Below are 17,308 nucleotides of genomic sequence, written 5' to 3'. Positions count from 1 at the left end.
CATGGACCGGCTTTCCGACCATGCCGCGCCCGCGCTGGAGGCCGATGCGCGCGAGGTGCTGGCCCGGCAGCCCTCGCTGCCGCTGCCGGGGCGCGGGCACACGCTGGAGCGCTGGCGCGCGCTTGCCGGCATCGCCGGGCATGACCTGTGCGTGGCCAAGGTAGTGGAGGCGCACTACGACGCGCAGGCGATCCTTGCCGATCTGCACGCCGCGCCGTTGCCGCCCGATGCGCTGGCGGCGGTGTGGGCGGCGGAAGGACCGCAGGCAACGCTGCACTTCGACCCGGCCACCGGCACGGTCAGCGGCACCAAGCCGTGGTGCTCCGGCGCCGGGCTGGTGGATGAGGCGCTGGTGACCGCGCGCAGTGACGACGGTGCGCAGCTGCTGCGCATCCGCGTCGACGCGCCGGGCATCCTGCTGCAGCCGCAGACCTGGCATGCCACCGGGATGAGCCGCATTCCCAGCGGCAGCGTGCAGTTCACCGACGTGCCTGCCGTCGCCGTCGGCAAACCCGGTGGCTACCTCGCGCGCCCCGGCTTCTGGCATGGCGGGGCCGGCATCGCCGCGTGCTGGTACGGTGCGGCGGCGGCCCTGGCCGCGCCCCTGCAACGCTCGCCGCGGGTGGCCGGGGACGGCCAGACCGCCGCCTTGCTGGGACAGGTGGACATGGCATTGCAGGCCACCGCCGCGCTCATCCGCGAGCTGGCAGCGTGGATCGATGCGATGCCGTCGCAGCCGCACCAGTCCGATGTGATCCGCGTGCGCAGCGTGGTCGAGCGCAGCTGCACGCAGGTACTCGATGCCGTGGGCCGCGCGCTTGGCCCGGCGCCGATGTGCCTGGACGCCGCACATGCCCGCCGCTGGAGCGACCTCACCGTGTTCATCCGGCAGAGCCATGCCGACCGTGACTGGGCCGAACTGGGCCGTGCGGTCCAGACGCAGGAGGGGCCGTGGACGCTGTAGGACCACGCATTGAAGGACAGGGCAGCCTGGAGACCGACTGGGCCGCCTGCCCCTGGTTGGAGGCGCTGCCGGTACACGACGCGGCCAGCGTGCTGCGGGATGTGCGCCGCCTGGTGGTGGTCTCGCCGCACCCGGATGACGAAGTGCTTGCGTGCGCCGGCGTGATGCAGGCTGCGCTGGCCCAGGACATCGCGGTGCACGTGGTGTCGGTGACCGACGGGGAAGCCTGTTACCCGGATGCGCCGTTGTGGCCGGCGGCGCGCCTGCGCGATGCACGCCGGCATGAGCTGGCCACGGCGATGCGCCTGTTGGGCCTGGACGCCACCCATGTGACCCCGCTCGGCCTGCCCGACGGCAGCGTGGCCACCCACGAGGCCGAGCTGGCCGCGCAACTGGCCGCGCAGGCACTGCCCGGGGACCTGCTGGTGGCGCCGTGGGTGGGTGACGCTCACCCCGACCATGACGCGGCCGGGCGTGCGGCGCAGGCGGCGGCCCGCGGGCGTGGCATTCGCAGCCTGCAGTACCCGGTGTGGGCGTGGCACTGGCTGGATCCACGCGCCGCCACCGGCCCCTGGCCGGGCGCGATGCGCATTCCGATGAGCCGCGCAGCGCAGGCAAGAAAGCACGACGCGATGCAGGCATTTGCCACCCAGACCGGCGCAGTGGAGGGCCTGGACTGCGAGCCGATCCTGCCGGCGCACGTGACCGCGCGTTTCCGGCGCGCGTTCGAGGTGCTGATCGGATGAGTACCGCCGACTACTTCCAGAAGCTGTACCAGCAGCCAGACCCCTTTCACTACCGCAGCCGCTGGTACGAGGCGCGCAAGCGCGCGCTCACCCTGGCGTGCCTGCCCCGGCTGCGCTATGCCAGCGCATGGGAGCTGGGGTGTTCCAACGGCGTGCTCACCGCCGCGCTCGCCGCACGCTGCGATGCCTTGCTGGGCACCGACATCAGCGCCGAGGCGCTGGCCGAGGCCGCGATCTCCACGCAGGCGTGGCCGGGGGTGACGCTGCAACGCGCCGACCACCCGGGTGACTGGCCGCCGGGCAGGTTCGACCTGATCGTGGTGAGCGAAGTCGGCTACTACCTGGACACGACGGCGTTGGCGCTGATGGCGCGGCAACTGCATGCCAGCCTTGCCGATGACGGGCTGTTGCTGGCCTGCCACTGGCGGCATCCGTTCGACGAAGCGCGCACAACCACGCCGCAGGTGCACCGCGCCCTGTCGGCCACGCTGCGGGAGGCGTTCACCTACCAGGATGAAGACCTGCTCCTGCAGGGCTGGAGCACGCAGCCGATCAGCGTGGCGCAGCAGGAGGGCCTGCGGTGATCGCGGTGATCGTCCCGGCCCACAACGAGGTGGCGGACATCGGTCGCTGCCTGGCGGCGATCAACGTGGCCGGCGCGCATCCGCGTCTGCAGGGTGAGCCGGTCGTGGCGGTGGTCGCCCTGGATGACTGCAGCGACGGCACGGAGGCCGTGGCCGCCTCCTTCGGGGCGGCCACCATCACCGTGGACGCGCGCTGCGTGGGCGCGGCGCGGGCAGCGGCTGCCAACCACGCGCTGGCGCTGGGCGCGCGCTGGATCGCCAGCACCGACGCGGACACGCTGGTGCCGCCGGAGTGGCTGTTGAAGCAGACGCGCTGCGGTGCCGACGCTTTCTGCGGGGTGGTGGACGTGGTGGATTGGCTGGATTACCCGCAGGCCGTGCGCGAGGCCTTCGCTTGCCGGGAAGTGGCCCGCGACGGCCACGGCCACGTGCATGGCGCCAACCTGGGCGTCAGTGCCGCGGCCTACCTGGCGGCAGGAGGCTTCGCGGCGTTGGCCACCGGCGAGGACGTGGCGCTGGTGCAGGCGCTGCAGCGCAGCCGCGCCAGCATCGCCTGGCATGCGCGACCGGCGGTGGCCACCAGCGCCCGTCGTGCGGCGAAGGCGCCGCAGGGCTTCAGTGGGTTCCTGCGCGCGCTGGAACGCGAGGTGCTGGACGCAGGCACGGCCTTGCTGCCGACGCCGGCGTTGCTGCGCTGACGAGGCGGCGGCAACGCCGGTGCGGCAGCCGCCTCAGGCGTTGGCCAGCACCGTGCGTATCCGCGTGGCGAGTTCGTCCAGGGTGAACGGCTTGCCGATCACCTGCACGCTGGGGTCGAGCACGCCGTCGCGCTCCAGCGCATTGCGGCTGTACCCGGTGGCGAACAACACCCGCAGGTCCGGCCGCCGCCGCAGCGCTTCGTCGGCCAGCTCGCGCCCGTTGACCTGCGGCATCACCACGTCGGTGAACAGCAGCGCGATGGCCGGATGCGCATCCAGCAGTGCCAACGCCGTGGCAGCGCCATCGGCGGCCAGCACGGGGTAGCCCATCTCGCTCAGGGCGTCGATGGAGAACTGCCGCACGGCCGGTTCGTCGTCCACCACCAGGATCAACTCGCGGTCGCCGCCCGGCGCTGCCGTGCCCTCCGGCCCCTGCGCGCCGCCCGCATCGCCTGCGTCGCCTGCCTCCATCGCCGCGACCGGGCGCGGCAGGTACACCTTTACCGTGGTGCCCTGGCCCACCTGCGAGGCGATCTTGAGGTGGCCGCTGGACTGCTTCACGAACCCGTACACCTGCGAGAGCCCCAGCCCGGTGCCCTGGCCGACGCCCTTGGTGGTGAAGAAGGGATCGAAGGCCTTGGCGATCACCTCCGGCGGCATGCCGTGGCCGCTGTCGGCCACGCTGATCATGATGTAGCGGCCGGGCGGTACGTCGGGATGCGCGTCGTCGCCGGGCGCATCGATGCAGCAGTTGGCGGTGCCCACCCGCAGATGACCGCCCTCCGGCATGGCGTCGCGCGCGTTGACGGCCAGGTTGAGGATGACGTTCTCCAGCTGGTTGGCATCGGCGAACGCCGGCGACAGGTCGTCGGCCAGCACCGTGTCCAGATGGATGCGGCTGCCCAGCGAGTGCACCAGCAGGTCCGACATGCCGGCCACCAGCTGGTTCACGTCCAGCTGCACTGGCTGCAGCGGCTGCTGGCGTGAGAACGCGAGCAGGCGCTGGGTGAGCTGGGCGGCGCGGCTGGCGCCGTCGATGGCCATGTCGATGTAGCGCGTGGCGCGCGGGTCGCTGTCGCCCAGGCGCAGGGCCAGCAGGTCCAGCGGGCCGATCACCGTGGCCAGCATGTTGTTGAAGTCATGCGCGATGCCGCCGGTCAGCTGGCCCACCGCTTCCATTTTCTGGCTTTGCCGGAGCGCATCTTCCACCCGCGTGCGCTCGGCCACTTCCTCGGCCACGCGGCTTTCCAGGCGCTCGTTCAATTCGTGCAGGCGCGCATCGGCGGCCTTGCGTGCGCTGATGTCGATGGCCACGCCCACCACGCGCACGCAGCGATCGCCGTCGAACAGGCCCTGGCCCTTGGCGGCGACCCAGCGCACCACGCCATCTTCCTTTCCGATGGTGCGGTACTCCACGTCGTAGCGCGCGCGCTGCGCGGGGTCGGCCGCGGCGGCAAACGCGGCGCTGGTCATGGCCAGGTCGTCCGGGTGGATGCCGCCGTAGAAGTCGCGCATGGAGACGGCCACGTCTGGCGAGATGCCGAACATCGCCTTGGTCCGTGCCGGCCAGATCAACACATCGTGCACCAGGTCCACGTCCCAGAAGCCCATGTCGCCGGCCTCGGTGGCCAGGCGCAGGCGCTCTTCACTGTCGGCCAGGGCGGCCTCGGCGGCCTTGCGCCCGGACAGGTCGAGCATGGCGCCGATCATCCGCACCGGCTCACCGGCGGCGCCCCGCAGCATCGCACCGCGGTCGAGCACGGCGGCGTAGCTGCCATCGGCCCGGCGGAACCGGTATTCGGCCGACCACGCGTCGCCGTCGCCGTCGATGACGGCATGGATGTCGGCGTCCACCCGCGCACGGTCGTCGGGGTGGATGTGGTCCAGCCACCACTGTGCGTCGGTCTCGCTGTGCGCATGCCCGAACAGGGTGGCCAGCGCCTCGTTCCAGACCACCTGGCCATCGCTGATGCGCCAGTCCCAGATCGCATCGTTGGTGGCGCGGGCGGCCAGCCGGTAGCGCTCCTCCACTTCCAGGTGGCGCGCTTCGGCCACCTTGCGCGCGGTGATGTCCAGCGAGGTGCCTATCAGCCCGACCACATTGCCGTCGGCATCGCGCAGGGGCGACTTGGTGGACAGCCAGTGCGCGCGCCGGCCATCGGGAAAGCTGACCTCTTCCTCCAGCTGCTCGCTCTGCCCGCTGGCCATCACCCGCTCGTCGGTCGCCATCACCGTGGCGGCCTGCACCGGGTCGCCGAGCAGTTCGGCATCGGTGCGGCCCACGTACGCTTCCGGCGGCCTGCCGATCAGCTCGGTGGTGCCGCGGTTGCCGATCAGGATCCGGCCTTGCCGGTCCTTGGCGTAGACCACGCCGGGCGCAGCCTCCACGAAGGAACGCAGCAGGGTCTGCGCCTGGTCGCGCTCGGCTTCCACCCGGCGTCGTTCGTCGATGTCGATGAGTACGCCGGGGAAACCGATGGCCTTGCCCTCGGCATCCAGGTCCACCCGGCCGATGGCTTCGATCCAGCGGTACTGTCCATCCGCGCTGCGGGTACGGTACTGGTGTGCGTAGCGGCCGCCGCGACGGACGGCCTCGGCGATCGCCTCGGCCAGGCCGGGCCGGTCCTCGGGATGCACCGCGGCCACCACCTGTTCCAGGCGCAGCTCGGTGCGGGCCAGTGCCGGGTCCAGGCCATGCACGCGGGCCAGCGCATCGTCGACGGTGAGGCTGTCCTGGGCCACGTCCCAGAACCAGGTGCCGATGATGGCGCCGGCGGCCAGCGCCATGTTGACCCGCTCGGTGTCACGCTCGCCTGGTGGATCGGAAGAATGCGAAGCGCTCACGGGGTACTCGCGGTGAAAGGGGAGGAGCCAGGCGTTCACCCGGAAGATGCAGCGAGGCGAGGCGAGGAGGCGACCTAGAGTAGCGCCGCCGCCCGCGCATGGGGAACCACGGCACGGCCCCGGCCGGCGCAGCGGGACCGGGCGGCGTGCGGCTTCCCTTCCGTGCACCGACGCGGTGACGCCCCGGTTCTGGCTCCTGCAAGCCGTGGGCGGGTCGCGGTGCCTGCTGGCTCGGGCACATCCGCTCGCGCGTTTCACCTGGGCGACAGGACCGTGCCGCCGGGTTGCGGGTCCGTGAAGAAGTCCGTCGCCGCGCGCGCCCGCGCTGCGGTGGCGGCGGGGGCCGTGCCGGCCCAGGCCAGGGCGCTGGCCAGCCGCAGTGTCCCGACACGCTTCCTGTGCTCTTCCTCGTGGTGGGCGAGCACAACGCAGGTGCGCCCGGGGCGCGGCCCGAGCGCCATATGAGCTGCGGTCGAAGGACGCCTTCAGCGGCGGCGCGGCCGGCTGAGCGGTGCGCCGCTGCCGTCAGCCGTGCGCGGCGAACGTGCCGTGGAAGCCGAGCGGCACCGCGTACGGCAGCCACGCCTGCGCCAGCGGGCCCTCGTCGATGCGCCGGGCGTCGAGCACGGCGATGCCGCTGCGTTGGCTGGCCGCGTCCAGCAGGGTGCCGACCAGCCAGCCGTCGTCGGCGCTGCGGCTGCCGGGGCGCGGTACGAACACGTGCTCCTCGGCCAGGATGTCGCGGCCGTAGCGGTAGACCTCGCGGCGGCCGCGGTCCACGTCGTAGCTGGCCACCGCGTTGAAGTAGGGCGCGCTCGTGTCGCCGTGCATGGCCGGTGCGTACAGGCGGGCGCCGCGGCTGCCGGTGCTGCGGGTGTCGAACAGCGGGAACTCGATGCCGGTGATGCCGGTGTCTTCCCAGTGCGCCTTGCCGGTGCGCAGGTCCAGGTGCAGCTCGCGCAGCGATGCGTTGGAGTTGGCCGCGTGCGCGGCATCGCCGGCCATGGCCGCCTGCATGGGCGAGCGCGCCTCGTTGATGTCGTCGTGGCGGACGGTGCGCATCACGATGCGGCCGTTGCGCTGGTAGGCATCGCCGAAATGGTAGGCGGCGGTGAACGCGGCCTCGAACCACTGCGCGCTGTCCGGGGCGGCCTTGGGCACGACGGCGATGCGGCAGGGGCGGTCCGGGGCAAAGGCCAGGCGCTCGAAGAACGCGCCGCCGCCCTGCCTGTAGTCGAACGGCATCAGCATGAAGACCAGGTGCGCGTCGGTCATGGCGAAGGCATGCAGGTAGCCCATGAACGGCGTGTCCAGCACGCTGGCCGAGCGCAGCTGGCCGTCCGCGCCGATCTTCCAGACCAGCAGGCCGGTGCCGCCCAGCAGCGACAGCGAGCCGAAGTTCCACACCGTGCCGTCGCGGTCCACCAGCGGGTGCGCCGAGAACGGCACGCTGGCCAGGTCCGGGCGCCAGGCGGTCGGGCCGAGCGTGGTCAGCTCATCCGGGTCCAGTTCGAAGGCCGAGCCGGCTTCGCACAGCGCGAACAGGCGGCCGTTGATGTTGATCACCGACGTGTTGGCGGCGTTGGCGTCGTCGTTGTTGCGCACCGGCTGCATGTCCGGCACCACCGTGCCGGCGGCCGGGTACAGGAAGCGCCCGGCCTTCTCCTCGCGGGTGAACTTGGGCGTGGCCACCATACGCGCGCGGTGGGTGAGCGTGCCATCGCCGTTGAAGTGCCACCCGTGCGCCATGCCGTCGCCATCGAACCAGTGGTCGTAGCGGAAGCCGTTGCGCTCGGTCCAGGCCGGACCGTTGCGGTACAGCGTGCCGGCCAGGCCCTGCGGCAGGCGGCCCTGCAGGGGCACCGTGGCCGGCCCCAGGGTTTCACTGTCGACGCTACGCCAGCCGGTCAGCCACGGATGCTGCTGGCGGGCGGCGGCGAAGCTGGCGGCATCGCCGGCGAAGGCGGGCAGGCTGCGCAGCGCGGTGGCGCCGAGCAGGGCGGTGGTGGTGGCCGAGAGCAGCGAGCGGAGGAAACGTCGGCGGTCCATGCGGGGTCTCAAGGTTGGCGGGGAGGACGGCGGGCAATCAGCGCAGCGCGATGCTGATCGCCGCGCCGTCGGCCGGCACGTGCACGCGGGCTTCGTCGAAGGTGGGCTTGCGCTGCACCTGCGGGTTGTTGCTGAAGCCGTAGCCCTCGACCGGGATGCCAACGATGTTGGTGTCCAGCGTGCCGTTGTCGTTCTCGTCGTGGGTGACCAGCACGGCGTAGTCGCCGGCCGGCAGGTTCTTGAACACCACGTGCGCGTCATCGGCGCTGGGCGCCAGGCGCTGCGCCTGGACCGGCGCGGCCTTGCCCTCCCAGCCGGCCGTGCCATCCACCACCGCCAGACGCACGGTGCCGGTATGGACGCGGATGCCGTGCAGGTCCACCTGCAGGTCGCCGGCCGAGGCGGAGGCGGCCAGCAGCAGGCCGGCGAACGGGAGGCAGAACAGGGCGTTGCGGATCATGGCGGTGGCTCGGGTTGGGTGTGGGGCCAGTCTGCCCGGCCGTGCGGCGCGGCCCCATGCCCAGTGGTCATCGATCCGCAGTGCCGGAAGTCACTTTCTGCACGCGGGCCATTGCCGCATGGGGCACTGCACGGGCAGCATGCGGACATGCCTGCTTTCCTGCGCACCCTCATCAGCCCGCTCAGCCTCGCCGGCCTGCTCACCATCATGGGGGTAGGGCTGTCGCTGGGCCTGCCCTCCGACGCCGACGGCGCGCTGCGCTGGGCCGTGCTCGGGGTGTTCATCGCCCTGTTCCTGGCCTACGACCACCTGCCACCGCGCACCCCGCTGCGCCTGGCCAGCGATGTGGTGCAGGCACTGCTGGCGTTGTGGCTGGCCTGGCTGGAACCGCGCGTGGGCACCGTGCCGGTGCTGCTGGTGGTGCTGGTGGCGCATCTGGCCGAGCACTGGTCGCCGCGCGTGGTGCTGGCCACCACGGTGGTGCTCAACGTGGTCCTGTACCTGGTGCTGCGCCACAGCGGCTTCACCCAGCCCTTGCTGATCGTGGCGATCTACGCCGGCTTCCAGGCGTTCGCCGCGCTCACCGCGCATTACGCGCGCAGCGCCGAGCAGGCCCGCGATGCGCTGGCGCGGGTCAACGCGGACCTGCTCGCCACGCGCACCCTGCTGGCCGATGGTGCCCGCGACGCCGAGCGCTTGCGGCTGGCGCGCGAGCTGCACGACGTGGCCGGGCACACGCTCACCGCGATGCGCCTGAACCTGCGCGCGCTGGCCGCCGACCCCGCGCTGGCCGGCCGCGAGCCGTTGGTGCAGGCCGAACGCCTGTCCGGTGAGCTGCTCGGCGATATCCGCCGCGTGGTGCAGTCCATGCGCGATGAGCTCGGCCTGGACCTGGCCACTGCGCTGCAGGCGCTGGCGGCGCCGTTCCCACGCCCGGGCCTGCGCGTGCGCATCGACGCGCGCGTGCGCATCACCCACCCCATGGTCGCCGACGCGGTGCTGCGGCTGGCGCAGGAAGCGTTGACCAATGCCGCCCGGCATGGCGATGCCGCTACGGTATGGCTGGACATCGACAACGAGGACGACGGCGTGCGCATCGACATCCGCGACGACGGCCAGCGCGCCGAGCGCATCCGCGAAGGCAACGGCATCACCGGCATGCGCGAGCGGCTCGCCGAGCTGCACGGCACGCTGGAACTGGCCCGGACCGACGCCGGCGGCATGCACCTCACCGCGCGGTTGCCGGCATGAGCGCGGCCACGGCGTTGCGCGTGGCCCTGGCCGACGACCAGGCGCTGGTCCGCGCGGGCCTGCGCGCGCTGCTCCAGGGCCTGGGCGTGCAGGTGGTGCTGGAGGCCGATGACGGCCAGACGCTGCTGGATGGGCTGCTGGCCCAGCCGGTGGACGTGGTGCTCAGCGACATCCGCATGCCCGGCCTGGACGGCATCCACGCGTTGCAGCAGGTGCGCGCGCGTGGCGACCGCACGCCGTGGCTGCTGCTGACCACCTTCGACGAAAGCGACCTGCTGCTGCGCGCCAGCGAGGCCGGCGCGCAGGGCTTCATGCTCAAGGATGCCGCACCGGAAGACCTGCACGAGGCGATCGTGCGGGTTGCACGCGGCGACACCCTGCTGCAGCCGGTCAGTACCGACCCGGTGCGTGCGCGCTATCGCTTCCACGACGAGGCACCGCCCAGCGATACCTTCGGCGAGAAGGAAGTGGCGATCCTGCGGCTGCTGGCCGGCGGCTATTCCAACAAGGAGATCGCGCGCAGCCTGTTCCTGGCCGAGGGCACGGTGAAAAACTACGTGTCCACCATCCTGGACAAGCTCGGCACGCGCGACCGCACCCGCGCGGTGTTGAAGGCGATCACGCTGCGCGTCATCTAAGGAACGGCAGCGGATCGCCGCGCTACGGCGACCCGGCCGCCGTGCCGGCGCCCTCGTCCTGCAGCGCCAGGCGGATCGATCCGGCCAGGTCGCTGCGGGTGAACGGCTTGGGCAGGATCGCGATGTTCCTGCCGACCGTGCCGCTGGCATCGATGTCGCGCGGGTAGCCGGAGGTGAACAGCACATGCAGCTCCGGCTTGTGCTGCAGCGCGCGCTTGGCCAGCTCCCAGCCGGACATCCCCGGCATCACGATGTCCGAGAACAGCAGGTCCACGGCGACGTCGGTGCGTTTCAGCAGGCGCATGGCGGACGGGCCATCGTGTGCTTCCAGTACGCGGTAGCCGAGCTGGCGCAGGGTCTCCACGGTGTAGGCGCGCACGTCGTCGTTGTCCTCGGCCACCAGTATCGTGGTGTCTTCCAGCACCTGGTACAGGCCTTGCCGCGGTTCTTCCAGCGGCCGGCTGTCGGGCAGCGGCGCGGCCGAGCGCGGGAACAGCATGGTGATGGTGGTGCCGGCGCCCGGGGCGGAATCCAGCAGCACATGGCCACCGGACTGCTTGACGAAGCCATACACCATCGACAGCCCCAGGCCGGTGCCGCGGCCCACCTCCTTGGTGGTGAAGAAGGGCTCGAACACCCGGGCCACGGTCTCGGCGGACATGCCGTGGCCGCTGTCGCGCACGCGCACCATCGCGTACTGGCCCGGGGGCACGTCCGGGTTCTGCGCGCTGAAATCATCGTCCAGGTGGGCGTTGTCCACCTCGATGGTGAGCCGCCCACCCTCGGGCATAGCGTCACGGGCATTGACGGCCAGGTTGAGCACCGACGCCTCCAGCTGGCTGGGATCGATCTCCACGCACCAGATGTCCGGGCTGTGCAGCATTTCCAGCTGCACCAGTTCGCCCAGCGAGCGCTTGAGCATGTCCTGCATGTCGCTGACCTGCGCGTTGAGGTCCACCGGCAGGTTGCGCAGCGGCTGGCGGCGCGAGAAGGCGAGCAGGCGCTGGGTGACGTTGGCCGCGCGCATCACGCCCTTGAGCGCGTTGTCGAGCGCACGCCCGGCGTTGCCGGCGCTGTCGCCGAGCCGGTCGATCAACAGCTGGGCGTATTCCACGTTGCCGGCGATCACGGTGAGGATGTTGTTGAAGTCGTGCGCGATGCCACCGGTGAGCTGGCCGACGGCCTCGATCTTCTGGCTCTGGCGCAGGGCCTCCTCGGCCTGGCGGCGCGCGGTGGTCTCGACCGCTTCGGACACCACCGCGGTCACCTTGCCCTGGTGGTCGAGCAGCGGCCGGAAGGAGAACTCGAAGGCGCGCTTGCCGGTGGGCAGGCGCAGTTCCAGCTCGTGCCGCGAGGCGATCCCGGCCGCCGCGTCCAGCACGGCCTGGCAGACGATCGCGGGCACGCCCTCGGTATCGGCGAACCACGCCGATTCGCAGTAGATCGCACCGTGCACGTCCTGCTTGGTGGCCAGGATGGCGGCCAGCGAGGCGGAGTTGGTGTCGATGATCCGGCCATCCAGGGTCAGCAGGTTCTGGTGCTGGAAGCTGGATTCGAACAGCGCCTGCAGCCGGCTCTCGCTGCGGTGCAGGGCCGAGGTGCGCTCGGCCACCTGGCGCTCAAGGGATTCGTTGCTGGCCGTGAGCAGCGCCTGGGCCTGCTTCAGGTCGCTGATGTCGCGGGCCATCGCGTAGTAGCCCATGACCGTGCCGTCCGGACCCAGTTCGGGCACGCAGTCCACCTGCGCATGCCGCGGCGTGGCGCCGCCACGCTGGGACAGCGTTTCGAAGCTCACCTTCTCACCCTGCAGCACCTTGTCCAGGTGTGCCTGCATCTTCTCGAAGGCCGCGTCGCCGACGATCTCGCGGGCGTGCATGCCGACCAGGCTCTGCGGCTCGCGACCATGCCACTCGAAATAGGCCTGGTTGGCGAAGCGGTAGCGGTGATCCTGGCCGAAATAGGCGATCAGCGCGGGCAGCGAATCGGTGATCAGGCGCATCCGCTGGTGGCTGTCGCGCAGCTCGGCTTCCACCTGCAGCAGCCGGCGGCGTTCTTCGGCCTCGCCAATGGCGCGCACGATGGCGTCGGGCAGGCGCTGCAGGCGCGCCTTGACCACGTAGTCGCGCGCGCCGCGCTTGAGCGCCTTCACCGCCAACTCTTCGGTGAGGGTACCGGAGACGAAGATGAAGGGAATGCCGGGGGCGATCTCGCAGGCCAGTGCCAGCGCGGCGTCGCCATCGAAGCCGGGCAGCACGTGGTCGGCCAGGATCACGTCGAACCCGCCGCCGCGCAGCGCGTCCAGCATGCCCTGGTGCGTCCAGGTGCGTTCGACGGTGAACGGCAGCCCGGCGCGGCCGAGCTGCAGTGCGATCAGTTCGGCATCCAGCGCGTTGTCTTCGACCATCAGGATGCGGATCGGTGTACCCGGTGCAGCGTCAGCCATCTTTTCTGCTCTTGGCGCCGAACAGGGTTCCGTGCGGCGGCGGTTGATTGGTGATGCCCCAGAACATGCCCAGGCCCTGGATGGCCTCCAGGAACTCCTTGAAGTCCACCGGCTTGACCACGAAGGCGTTCACGCCCAGTTCGTAGCTGCGGATCAGGTCCTGCTCTTCGCGCGAGGAGGTCAGCATCACCACGGGCGTGCTGCTCAATGCGGCGTCGGAGCGGATTTCCTTGAGGACTTCCAGTCCGTTGAGCTTGGGCAGTTTGAGGTCCAGCAGTACCACCACCGGGCCGCCATGCAGGGCGCCCTCGTACTGGCCCTGGCAACGCAGGTACTCAAGCGCTTCCACGCCGTCCCGGACATGGGTCACGTCGTTCAGCAGCTGGCAGCGTGCGAGGGCGGCCATGGTCAGCTCAGCGTCTTTCGGGTTGTCTTCCACGAGCAGAATCGGTCGCAGATCTCTCATAGGTTGTCTCCAGTAGCAAAGGGGATGGTGAAGAAGAACGTCGCCCCGCTGCCCACCTCGCCCTCGGCCCAGGTGCGGCCGCCGTGGCGGGTGATGATGCGGTGCACATTGGCCAGGCCGATGCCGGTGCCTTCGTATTCGTCCGAATGGTGGAGGCGCTGGAACACGCCGAACAGCTTGTCGACGTAGCGCATGTCGAACCCGCAGCCGTTGTCGCGGACGAAGAACACGTCCTCGGTGTCGCTGCGCTGGTGGCCCACCTCGATCATCGGCTGCGGCGTATCGCGGGTGAACTTGATCGCGTTGGCCAGCAGGTTCTGCCAGACCAGCCGCAGCATGCCGGGGTCGGCCTGCACGCGCGGCAGCGACGGCACCTGCCACTGGATCGAGCGGCCGGCGTATTCCATGTCCAGCTTGTGCCGGACATCTTCGACCAGGGCGGTCATGTCCATGGAAATCTGACCCATCGTGGACCGGCCCATCTGCGAGAAGCTGAGCAGGTCATCCACCAGTGTTCCGGCAGATTGTGCAGACTCGACGATGGTGTCGAGGAATCTCTTTTCTGAATCGTTCAATCTTTCGCTGGCCGAGGCCCACAGCAGTTCGGAATAGCCGACGATGTGGCGGAACGGCGCACGCAGGTCGTGGCTGACCGAGTAGGAGAACGCTTCGAGCTCCTTGTTGCTGCGCAGGAGCTGTTCGTTGAGCGCGGCCATTTCCTCGGCCTTGCGCAGCACGATGTCCACGATGGCCGCGCGCAGTTCCAGCGCGGCGTCGCGGTCGACGGCGTTCCAAGGCAGCGATTGCCGGCGCACCGTTTCCTTCCACCCTTCGAACGAGGTCCGCGGGGTGAGCATGCCGGTGGCCTCCTTGCGCGGGTCGCCCCCCCAGCGCACGGTGCGCACCACTTCCGGGCGGAACCACAGCACGAAGCTGTCGTGCACCTGCGAGATGGAAATGGCCAGCACGCCGCTGGCCACGTCGGCGAAGGCGTCGGCCTCCCGCCATAGCGAGGGCAGGCGCTCGGTGAAGAACAGGTCGCCCTCGTGCTGCTGGGCGGCCAGCCATTGCACCAGCTGCATCACCTGAGGCTGGCTGGGGCACTCGCCATGCAGGATGCATTCGCCACGGTGCACGATCGCCGCGCCGGCCGATTCGGTCAGTGCCAGGAGGCTGTGCCGGTCGCGGCCCAGGGCCGCCATGAAATCCTGGTCGCCGGCCATGCGCGCCAGCAGGCGCACCTGGATGGCGCGGCGGGCGATGCGCTGCTCCACGCCCAGCGCGCGCTCTTTCAGCGCGATCTGCAGGGACAGGATCTGCCCGATGAACTCGCACGCGGTGCGGACGTGGTACGGCACCCGCCGTGGCTGCTGGTTGTGGCAGGAAATCAGCCCCCACAGCTGGCCTTCGCGCAGCAGCGACACCGACATCGAGGCGCCGGTCCCCATGTTGCGCATGTACTGCAGGTGCACCGGCGAGACGCTGCGCAGCGACACCGGGCTCAGGTCGGTGGGCGGCGCGGCGGCGTCGCCTGCGGCACGCACCAACGGCACCGGCTGGTAGTTGTTGTCGGCGATCAGCCGGACGCGGTTCTGGCGATAAAGCTCGCGCGCCTGCGCCGGGATGTCCGACTCGGGGAAGCGCAGGTCCAGGTAGCTGGGCAGCACGTCGTTGCGGTCCTCGGCCACCACCGCGCCGTTCCAGTCCTCGTCGAACCGGTACACCAGCACGCGGTCCAGCCCGGTGAGCTGGCGGATATGCGTCGCGGCGATGTCGCACAGCTCGGCGAGGGTGGGCGCGCGTTCGATCGCCTCCATGAAGCGGCGGATCGACGGGTACAGGTCTTCCAGCGAGCCCGGTTCGCCCGCCACGGGCTCCTCCAGCTCGACGATGACGTCTTCGCCAACGCGGTGCGCCAGCACCTGGTGGACGCCGTGGGCGCCGATGGCCTGCGCGCCCAGGAACTGCGTGGTTCCGGCGGCCATCGCGTCCAGCAGGGGGCGGCAGTGCGCCAGCGCACCGCCGAGTACGCGGTCGATCGGATGCCCCAGCGGATCGCCGTATGCCTCCAGCACCGCCGCGCGTGCGATCGCGCGCGCCTTCACCGTCAGGCTGCCGTGCTCCAGCACGAGGATCATCCCGTAGGGCTGGATGGCGCCCGGCGTGCGTATCGGCTCGCTGGCACAACTGCTCAGATCCAGGGGGATGTGGCTGGAATTGCGTGATGACATGCTGTTGACTCCACCCATTGCCTTCGTAACAGAACCGCTCCGGCGAGACCGCGGAGGCAAGGCCCGGCGGCAGCGCCTACGCCGATGCGGCGTGGAACAGCCCCATAGCTTGGCATACTGAGGGGCGGCTACCGGTGACGAACGGGCGCGCCTGGGCGGCGGCGTGACGACGGTGGCGTCAGCGGAATTCGGCCTCGACGTGGTGAACCACGCGGGCGAACGCGTCCTCCGCGCCCTGCAGCACGGCGGTTTCCTGCGGCGGCTCAAGCACGATGGCGTCCAGTTCGGCGGCGAAGCGTCGCCATGTCGCGGCAACCCCTTGTGCTGCGGGGGCCAGGTGGCGCGCGCCGAAATCCTGGTGCAGGCCCAGCCGGGCGGCCATCTTCAGCAGCACCGCGTCACCGAGCGCTGAGCCCTCCACCACGTACAGCCAGCCCAGGCGATGGGCGAGCGTGCCGAGGTCCGGCGTCGCGGCAGAAGGGCCGGGGACGGGCACGTCCAGGTCGGACAGGTCGCGTTCGATCAGCGACAGCCGCTGCCGTCCCGCCAGGCTCGGCAGCTGCCGCAACAGCACGAGGCACGCGTACAGGCCCTGCACATCGGCATGCAGGCGATGCTGCACGCGGACGAAGCGTGCAAACGCAGCGCGGCTGTCGAAGATGCCCAGGCCCAGGATGCGCTCGTCCACGCGGCGATGGGCCTGGTCGGTGCGTGCCTTCAGGCGCTGCGCGCGCGACAGGGCCGGCGGCGGATCGGGCAGCGGGATCGGGTGGGGAACGGGCACGGGTAGGGCGGGTAGGAGTGCAGCGGGCATGCTACCAACGCGCCCGCGCCGGACCTCAGCGCTGCAACTGGCTGGAATCTACCTGGCGGCGGCCTTCCTGGGTGAGATCGATATCGCCATCCTCGGCCTGCGCGGCATAGCCGGCGGTCACCGCCCAGTTCGCCTCTTCGTCCGAGACCGGGCGGGTGGCGTTGATGTCCTCCAGGATGCGGCGCTGCGTGCTGGTCAGGCTCACGTGGGCGACCTGTCGGCACCCAGGGCGGGCACATCCCGCCGGGCGCGGATGGCGCGGCGGTGATTGATCCACCACACCAGCCCCGGCAGCCCATACAGCACGGCGCCGACCAGCAGGAAAATCTTGAATGCGGTGTTCATGATGTGTCGATATTCACGGGCGACAGCTGCAGTTCAGCAGATTCCCCGTGAAGCCCCCGTCCATCCTGGGCTACCGCCTGCATCACTTCATGCCCGCCCCACAGTGGCTTTGTACCCTCGTGGTGGTTAGCCGCGGCCCTCCGCCGCCGCCTGCTGGAGTCACGATGGCCCCTGATCTGCGTCCCGATCCACCGTCCCCCGCGCGCGGCCTGCGCCGTTGGCTGCTGCGCCTGCTCGTCCTGGCCCTGTGCGCCCTGGCGGTGGGCATGCTCTGGAACAGCCGCTGGGCACAGCTGCCGCGGGCGCTGTGGACGGTGTCGCGGATGCCGGCGCCGAGCGCGCTGCCGGTACCGGTCGAGGGGGTGGCCGCCCGGCGCATCGCCGATACCTTCGGCGCGCCACGCGGGCGCGATCGCACCCATGCCGGGGTGGATATCTTCGCCAAGCGCGGCACGCCGGTACGCAGCGCCGGGCCGGGGGTGGTGGCCGACATCCGCGACGGCGGGCTGGGCGGGCGCCAGGTCTGGGTGCTGGGCCCGGCGCGCGAGCGTTACTACTACGCGCACCTGGAGGGCTGGCGCGAGGGCCTGGCACGTGGCGAGGTGGTGGAGGCGGGCACGCTGCTCGGCTACGTGGGCGACAGTGGCAACGCCAAGGGCACGCCGCCGCACCTGCACTGGGGCATCTACGGCGCCGACGGTGCCTACGACCCCTTGCCGTTGCTGCGTGCGTGGACGCCGGCAGCAACCGGCACGCCGCCGAAGGACCCATGATC

The 17,308-nt window shown here is 70.8% G+C and carries 16 protein-coding genes; 7 read left to right on the top strand and 9 right to left on the bottom strand.

Annotated features, from left to right (window positions below):
- The first annotated feature begins 1 nt into the window (after position 1).
- From AC06FD_RS13190 to AC06FD_RS13175, 4 genes are read left to right on the top strand one after another with little or no spacing between them, the layout of a single operon-like run.
- Complete coding sequence (locus tag AC06FD_RS13190) at positions 2-964, top strand: acyl-CoA dehydrogenase middle domain-containing protein (RefSeq protein WP_478078056.1); 963 nt, start codon at positions 2-4, stop codon at positions 962-964.
- The gene (locus AC06FD_RS13185; RefSeq protein WP_478078055.1) at positions 952-1,710 is read left to right on the top strand and encodes a PIG-L deacetylase family protein; all 759 of its coding nucleotides are present in this window, start codon (positions 952-954) and stop codon (positions 1,708-1,710) included. Before AC06FD_RS13190 ends, AC06FD_RS13185 begins: the two co-directional genes overlap by 13 nt.
- Positions 1,707-2,294, top strand: coding sequence for a class I SAM-dependent DNA methyltransferase (locus AC06FD_RS13180; RefSeq protein ID WP_394164055.1), 588 nt, complete (start codon positions 1,707-1,709; stop codon positions 2,292-2,294). Before AC06FD_RS13185 ends, AC06FD_RS13180 begins: the two co-directional genes overlap by 4 nt.
- On the top strand, positions 2,291-2,992 hold the full coding sequence (locus AC06FD_RS13175) for a glycosyltransferase family 2 protein (protein ID WP_478078054.1): 702 nt from the start codon (positions 2,291-2,293) through the stop codon (positions 2,990-2,992). The genes AC06FD_RS13180 and AC06FD_RS13175 overlap by 4 nt, the downstream gene beginning before the upstream one ends.
- A gap of 33 nt (positions 2,993-3,025) precedes the next feature.
- Here AC06FD_RS13175 and AC06FD_RS13170 read toward each other — a convergent pair whose 3' ends face one another.
- From AC06FD_RS13170 to AC06FD_RS13160, 3 genes are all read right to left on the bottom strand, one after another.
- Entirely contained in the window at positions 3,026-5,836 is a 2,811-nt protein-coding gene (locus tag AC06FD_RS13170; RefSeq protein ID WP_478078053.1) for a PAS domain-containing hybrid sensor histidine kinase/response regulator, read from the bottom strand.
- 525 nt (positions 5,837-6,361) lie between these two features.
- The gene (locus AC06FD_RS13165) at positions 6,362-7,885 is read right to left on the bottom strand and encodes a carotenoid oxygenase family protein (protein ID WP_478078052.1); all 1,524 of its coding nucleotides are present in this window, start codon (positions 7,883-7,885) and stop codon (positions 6,362-6,364) included.
- A gap of 37 nt (positions 7,886-7,922) precedes the next feature.
- A complete protein-coding gene (locus AC06FD_RS13160) occupies positions 7,923-8,345 on the bottom strand; it encodes a DUF2141 domain-containing protein (protein WP_478078051.1) in 423 nt (140 codons plus the stop codon).
- Between the two features lie 147 nt (positions 8,346-8,492).
- Here AC06FD_RS13160 and AC06FD_RS13155 point away from each other — a divergent pair, with 147 nt between their 5' ends.
- Together AC06FD_RS13155 and AC06FD_RS13150 are read left to right on the top strand one after the other, a co-directional pair.
- Positions 8,493-9,596 (top strand): sensor histidine kinase, encoded by a 1,104-nt coding sequence (locus AC06FD_RS13155; protein ID WP_478078050.1) that lies wholly within the window; start codon positions 8,493-8,495, stop codon positions 9,594-9,596.
- Positions 9,593-10,234, top strand: a complete 642-nt coding sequence (locus AC06FD_RS13150) for a response regulator transcription factor (RefSeq protein WP_478078049.1) — start codon at positions 9,593-9,595, stop codon at positions 10,232-10,234. Before AC06FD_RS13155 ends, AC06FD_RS13150 begins: the two co-directional genes overlap by 4 nt.
- Positions 10,235-10,256: 22 nt before the next feature.
- Here the strand turns inward: AC06FD_RS13150 and AC06FD_RS13145 are convergent, their stop codons facing one another.
- The 6 genes from AC06FD_RS13145 to AC06FD_RS13120 all read right to left on the bottom strand — a co-directional run bounded on the left by AC06FD_RS13145 (position 10,257) and on the right by AC06FD_RS13120 (position 16,533).
- Entirely contained in the window at positions 10,257-12,677 is a 2,421-nt protein-coding gene (locus tag AC06FD_RS13145) for a hybrid sensor histidine kinase/response regulator (RefSeq protein WP_478078048.1), read from the bottom strand.
- The gene (locus tag AC06FD_RS13140; protein ID WP_259210116.1) at positions 12,670-13,143 is read right to left on the bottom strand and encodes a response regulator; all 474 of its coding nucleotides are present in this window, start codon (positions 13,141-13,143) and stop codon (positions 12,670-12,672) included. Before AC06FD_RS13140 ends, AC06FD_RS13145 begins: the two co-directional genes overlap by 8 nt.
- A complete protein-coding gene (locus tag AC06FD_RS13135) occupies positions 13,140-15,374 on the bottom strand; it encodes an ATP-binding protein (protein ID WP_478078047.1) in 2,235 nt (744 codons plus the stop codon). Before AC06FD_RS13135 ends, AC06FD_RS13140 begins: the two co-directional genes overlap by 4 nt.
- 178 nt (positions 15,375-15,552) lie before the next feature.
- The gene (locus tag AC06FD_RS13130; protein ID WP_478078046.1) at positions 15,553-16,158 is read right to left on the bottom strand and encodes a biliverdin-producing heme oxygenase; all 606 of its coding nucleotides are present in this window, start codon (positions 16,156-16,158) and stop codon (positions 15,553-15,555) included.
- 55 nt (positions 16,159-16,213) lie between these two features.
- Positions 16,214-16,393 (bottom strand): hypothetical protein, encoded by a 180-nt coding sequence (locus tag AC06FD_RS13125; RefSeq protein WP_449335115.1) that lies wholly within the window; start codon positions 16,391-16,393, stop codon positions 16,214-16,216.
- Entirely contained in the window at positions 16,390-16,533 is a 144-nt protein-coding gene (locus tag AC06FD_RS13120; protein ID WP_259210122.1) for a hypothetical protein, read from the bottom strand. Before AC06FD_RS13120 ends, AC06FD_RS13125 begins: the two co-directional genes overlap by 4 nt.
- 164 nt (positions 16,534-16,697) lie before the next feature.
- Between AC06FD_RS13120 and AC06FD_RS13115 the strand changes: the two genes are divergently transcribed.
- On the top strand, positions 16,698-17,306 hold the full coding sequence (locus AC06FD_RS13115) for a M23 family metallopeptidase (RefSeq protein ID WP_478078045.1): 609 nt from the start codon (positions 16,698-16,700) through the stop codon (positions 17,304-17,306).
- Positions 17,307-17,308 lie beyond the last annotated feature (2 nt).

This window comes from Stenotrophomonas sp. Steno-Z1 (genome assembly GCF_056393175.1).
This window is presented reverse-complemented; position numbering and strand designations above follow the sequence as displayed.

Excerpts from the sequence above, each read along its gene's own strand:
- AC06FD_RS13180 (WP_394164055.1), top strand. The coding sequence starts at position 1,707 with ATGAGTACCGCCGACTACTTCCAGAAGCTGTACCAGCAGCCAGACCCC.
- AC06FD_RS13120 (WP_259210122.1), bottom strand. The coding sequence starts at position 16,533 with ATGAACACCGCATTCAAGATTTTCCTGCTGGTCGGCGCCGTGCTGTAT.
- AC06FD_RS13160 (WP_478078051.1), bottom strand. The coding sequence starts at position 8,345 with ATGATCCGCAACGCCCTGTTCTGCCTCCCGTTCGCCGGCCTGCTGCTG.
- AC06FD_RS13165 (WP_478078052.1), bottom strand. The coding sequence starts at position 7,885 with ATGGACCGCCGACGTTTCCTCCGCTCGCTGCTCTCGGCCACCACCACC.
- AC06FD_RS13135 (WP_478078047.1), bottom strand. The coding sequence starts at position 15,374 with ATGTCATCACGCAATTCCAGCCACATCCCCCTGGATCTGAGCAGTTGT.
- AC06FD_RS13150 (WP_478078049.1), top strand. The coding sequence starts at position 9,593 with ATGAGCGCGGCCACGGCGTTGCGCGTGGCCCTGGCCGACGACCAGGCG.
- AC06FD_RS13115 (WP_478078045.1), top strand. The coding sequence starts at position 16,698 with ATGGCCCCTGATCTGCGTCCCGATCCACCGTCCCCCGCGCGCGGCCTG.
- AC06FD_RS13140 (WP_259210116.1), bottom strand. The coding sequence starts at position 13,143 with ATGAGAGATCTGCGACCGATTCTGCTCGTGGAAGACAACCCGAAAGAC.
- AC06FD_RS13145 (WP_478078048.1), bottom strand. The coding sequence starts at position 12,677 with ATGGCTGACGCTGCACCGGGTACACCGATCCGCATCCTGATGGTCGAA.
- AC06FD_RS13155 (WP_478078050.1), top strand. The coding sequence starts at position 8,493 with ATGCCTGCTTTCCTGCGCACCCTCATCAGCCCGCTCAGCCTCGCCGGC.
- AC06FD_RS13190 (WP_478078056.1), top strand. The coding sequence starts at position 2 with ATGGACCGGCTTTCCGACCATGCCGCGCCCGCGCTGGAGGCCGATGCG.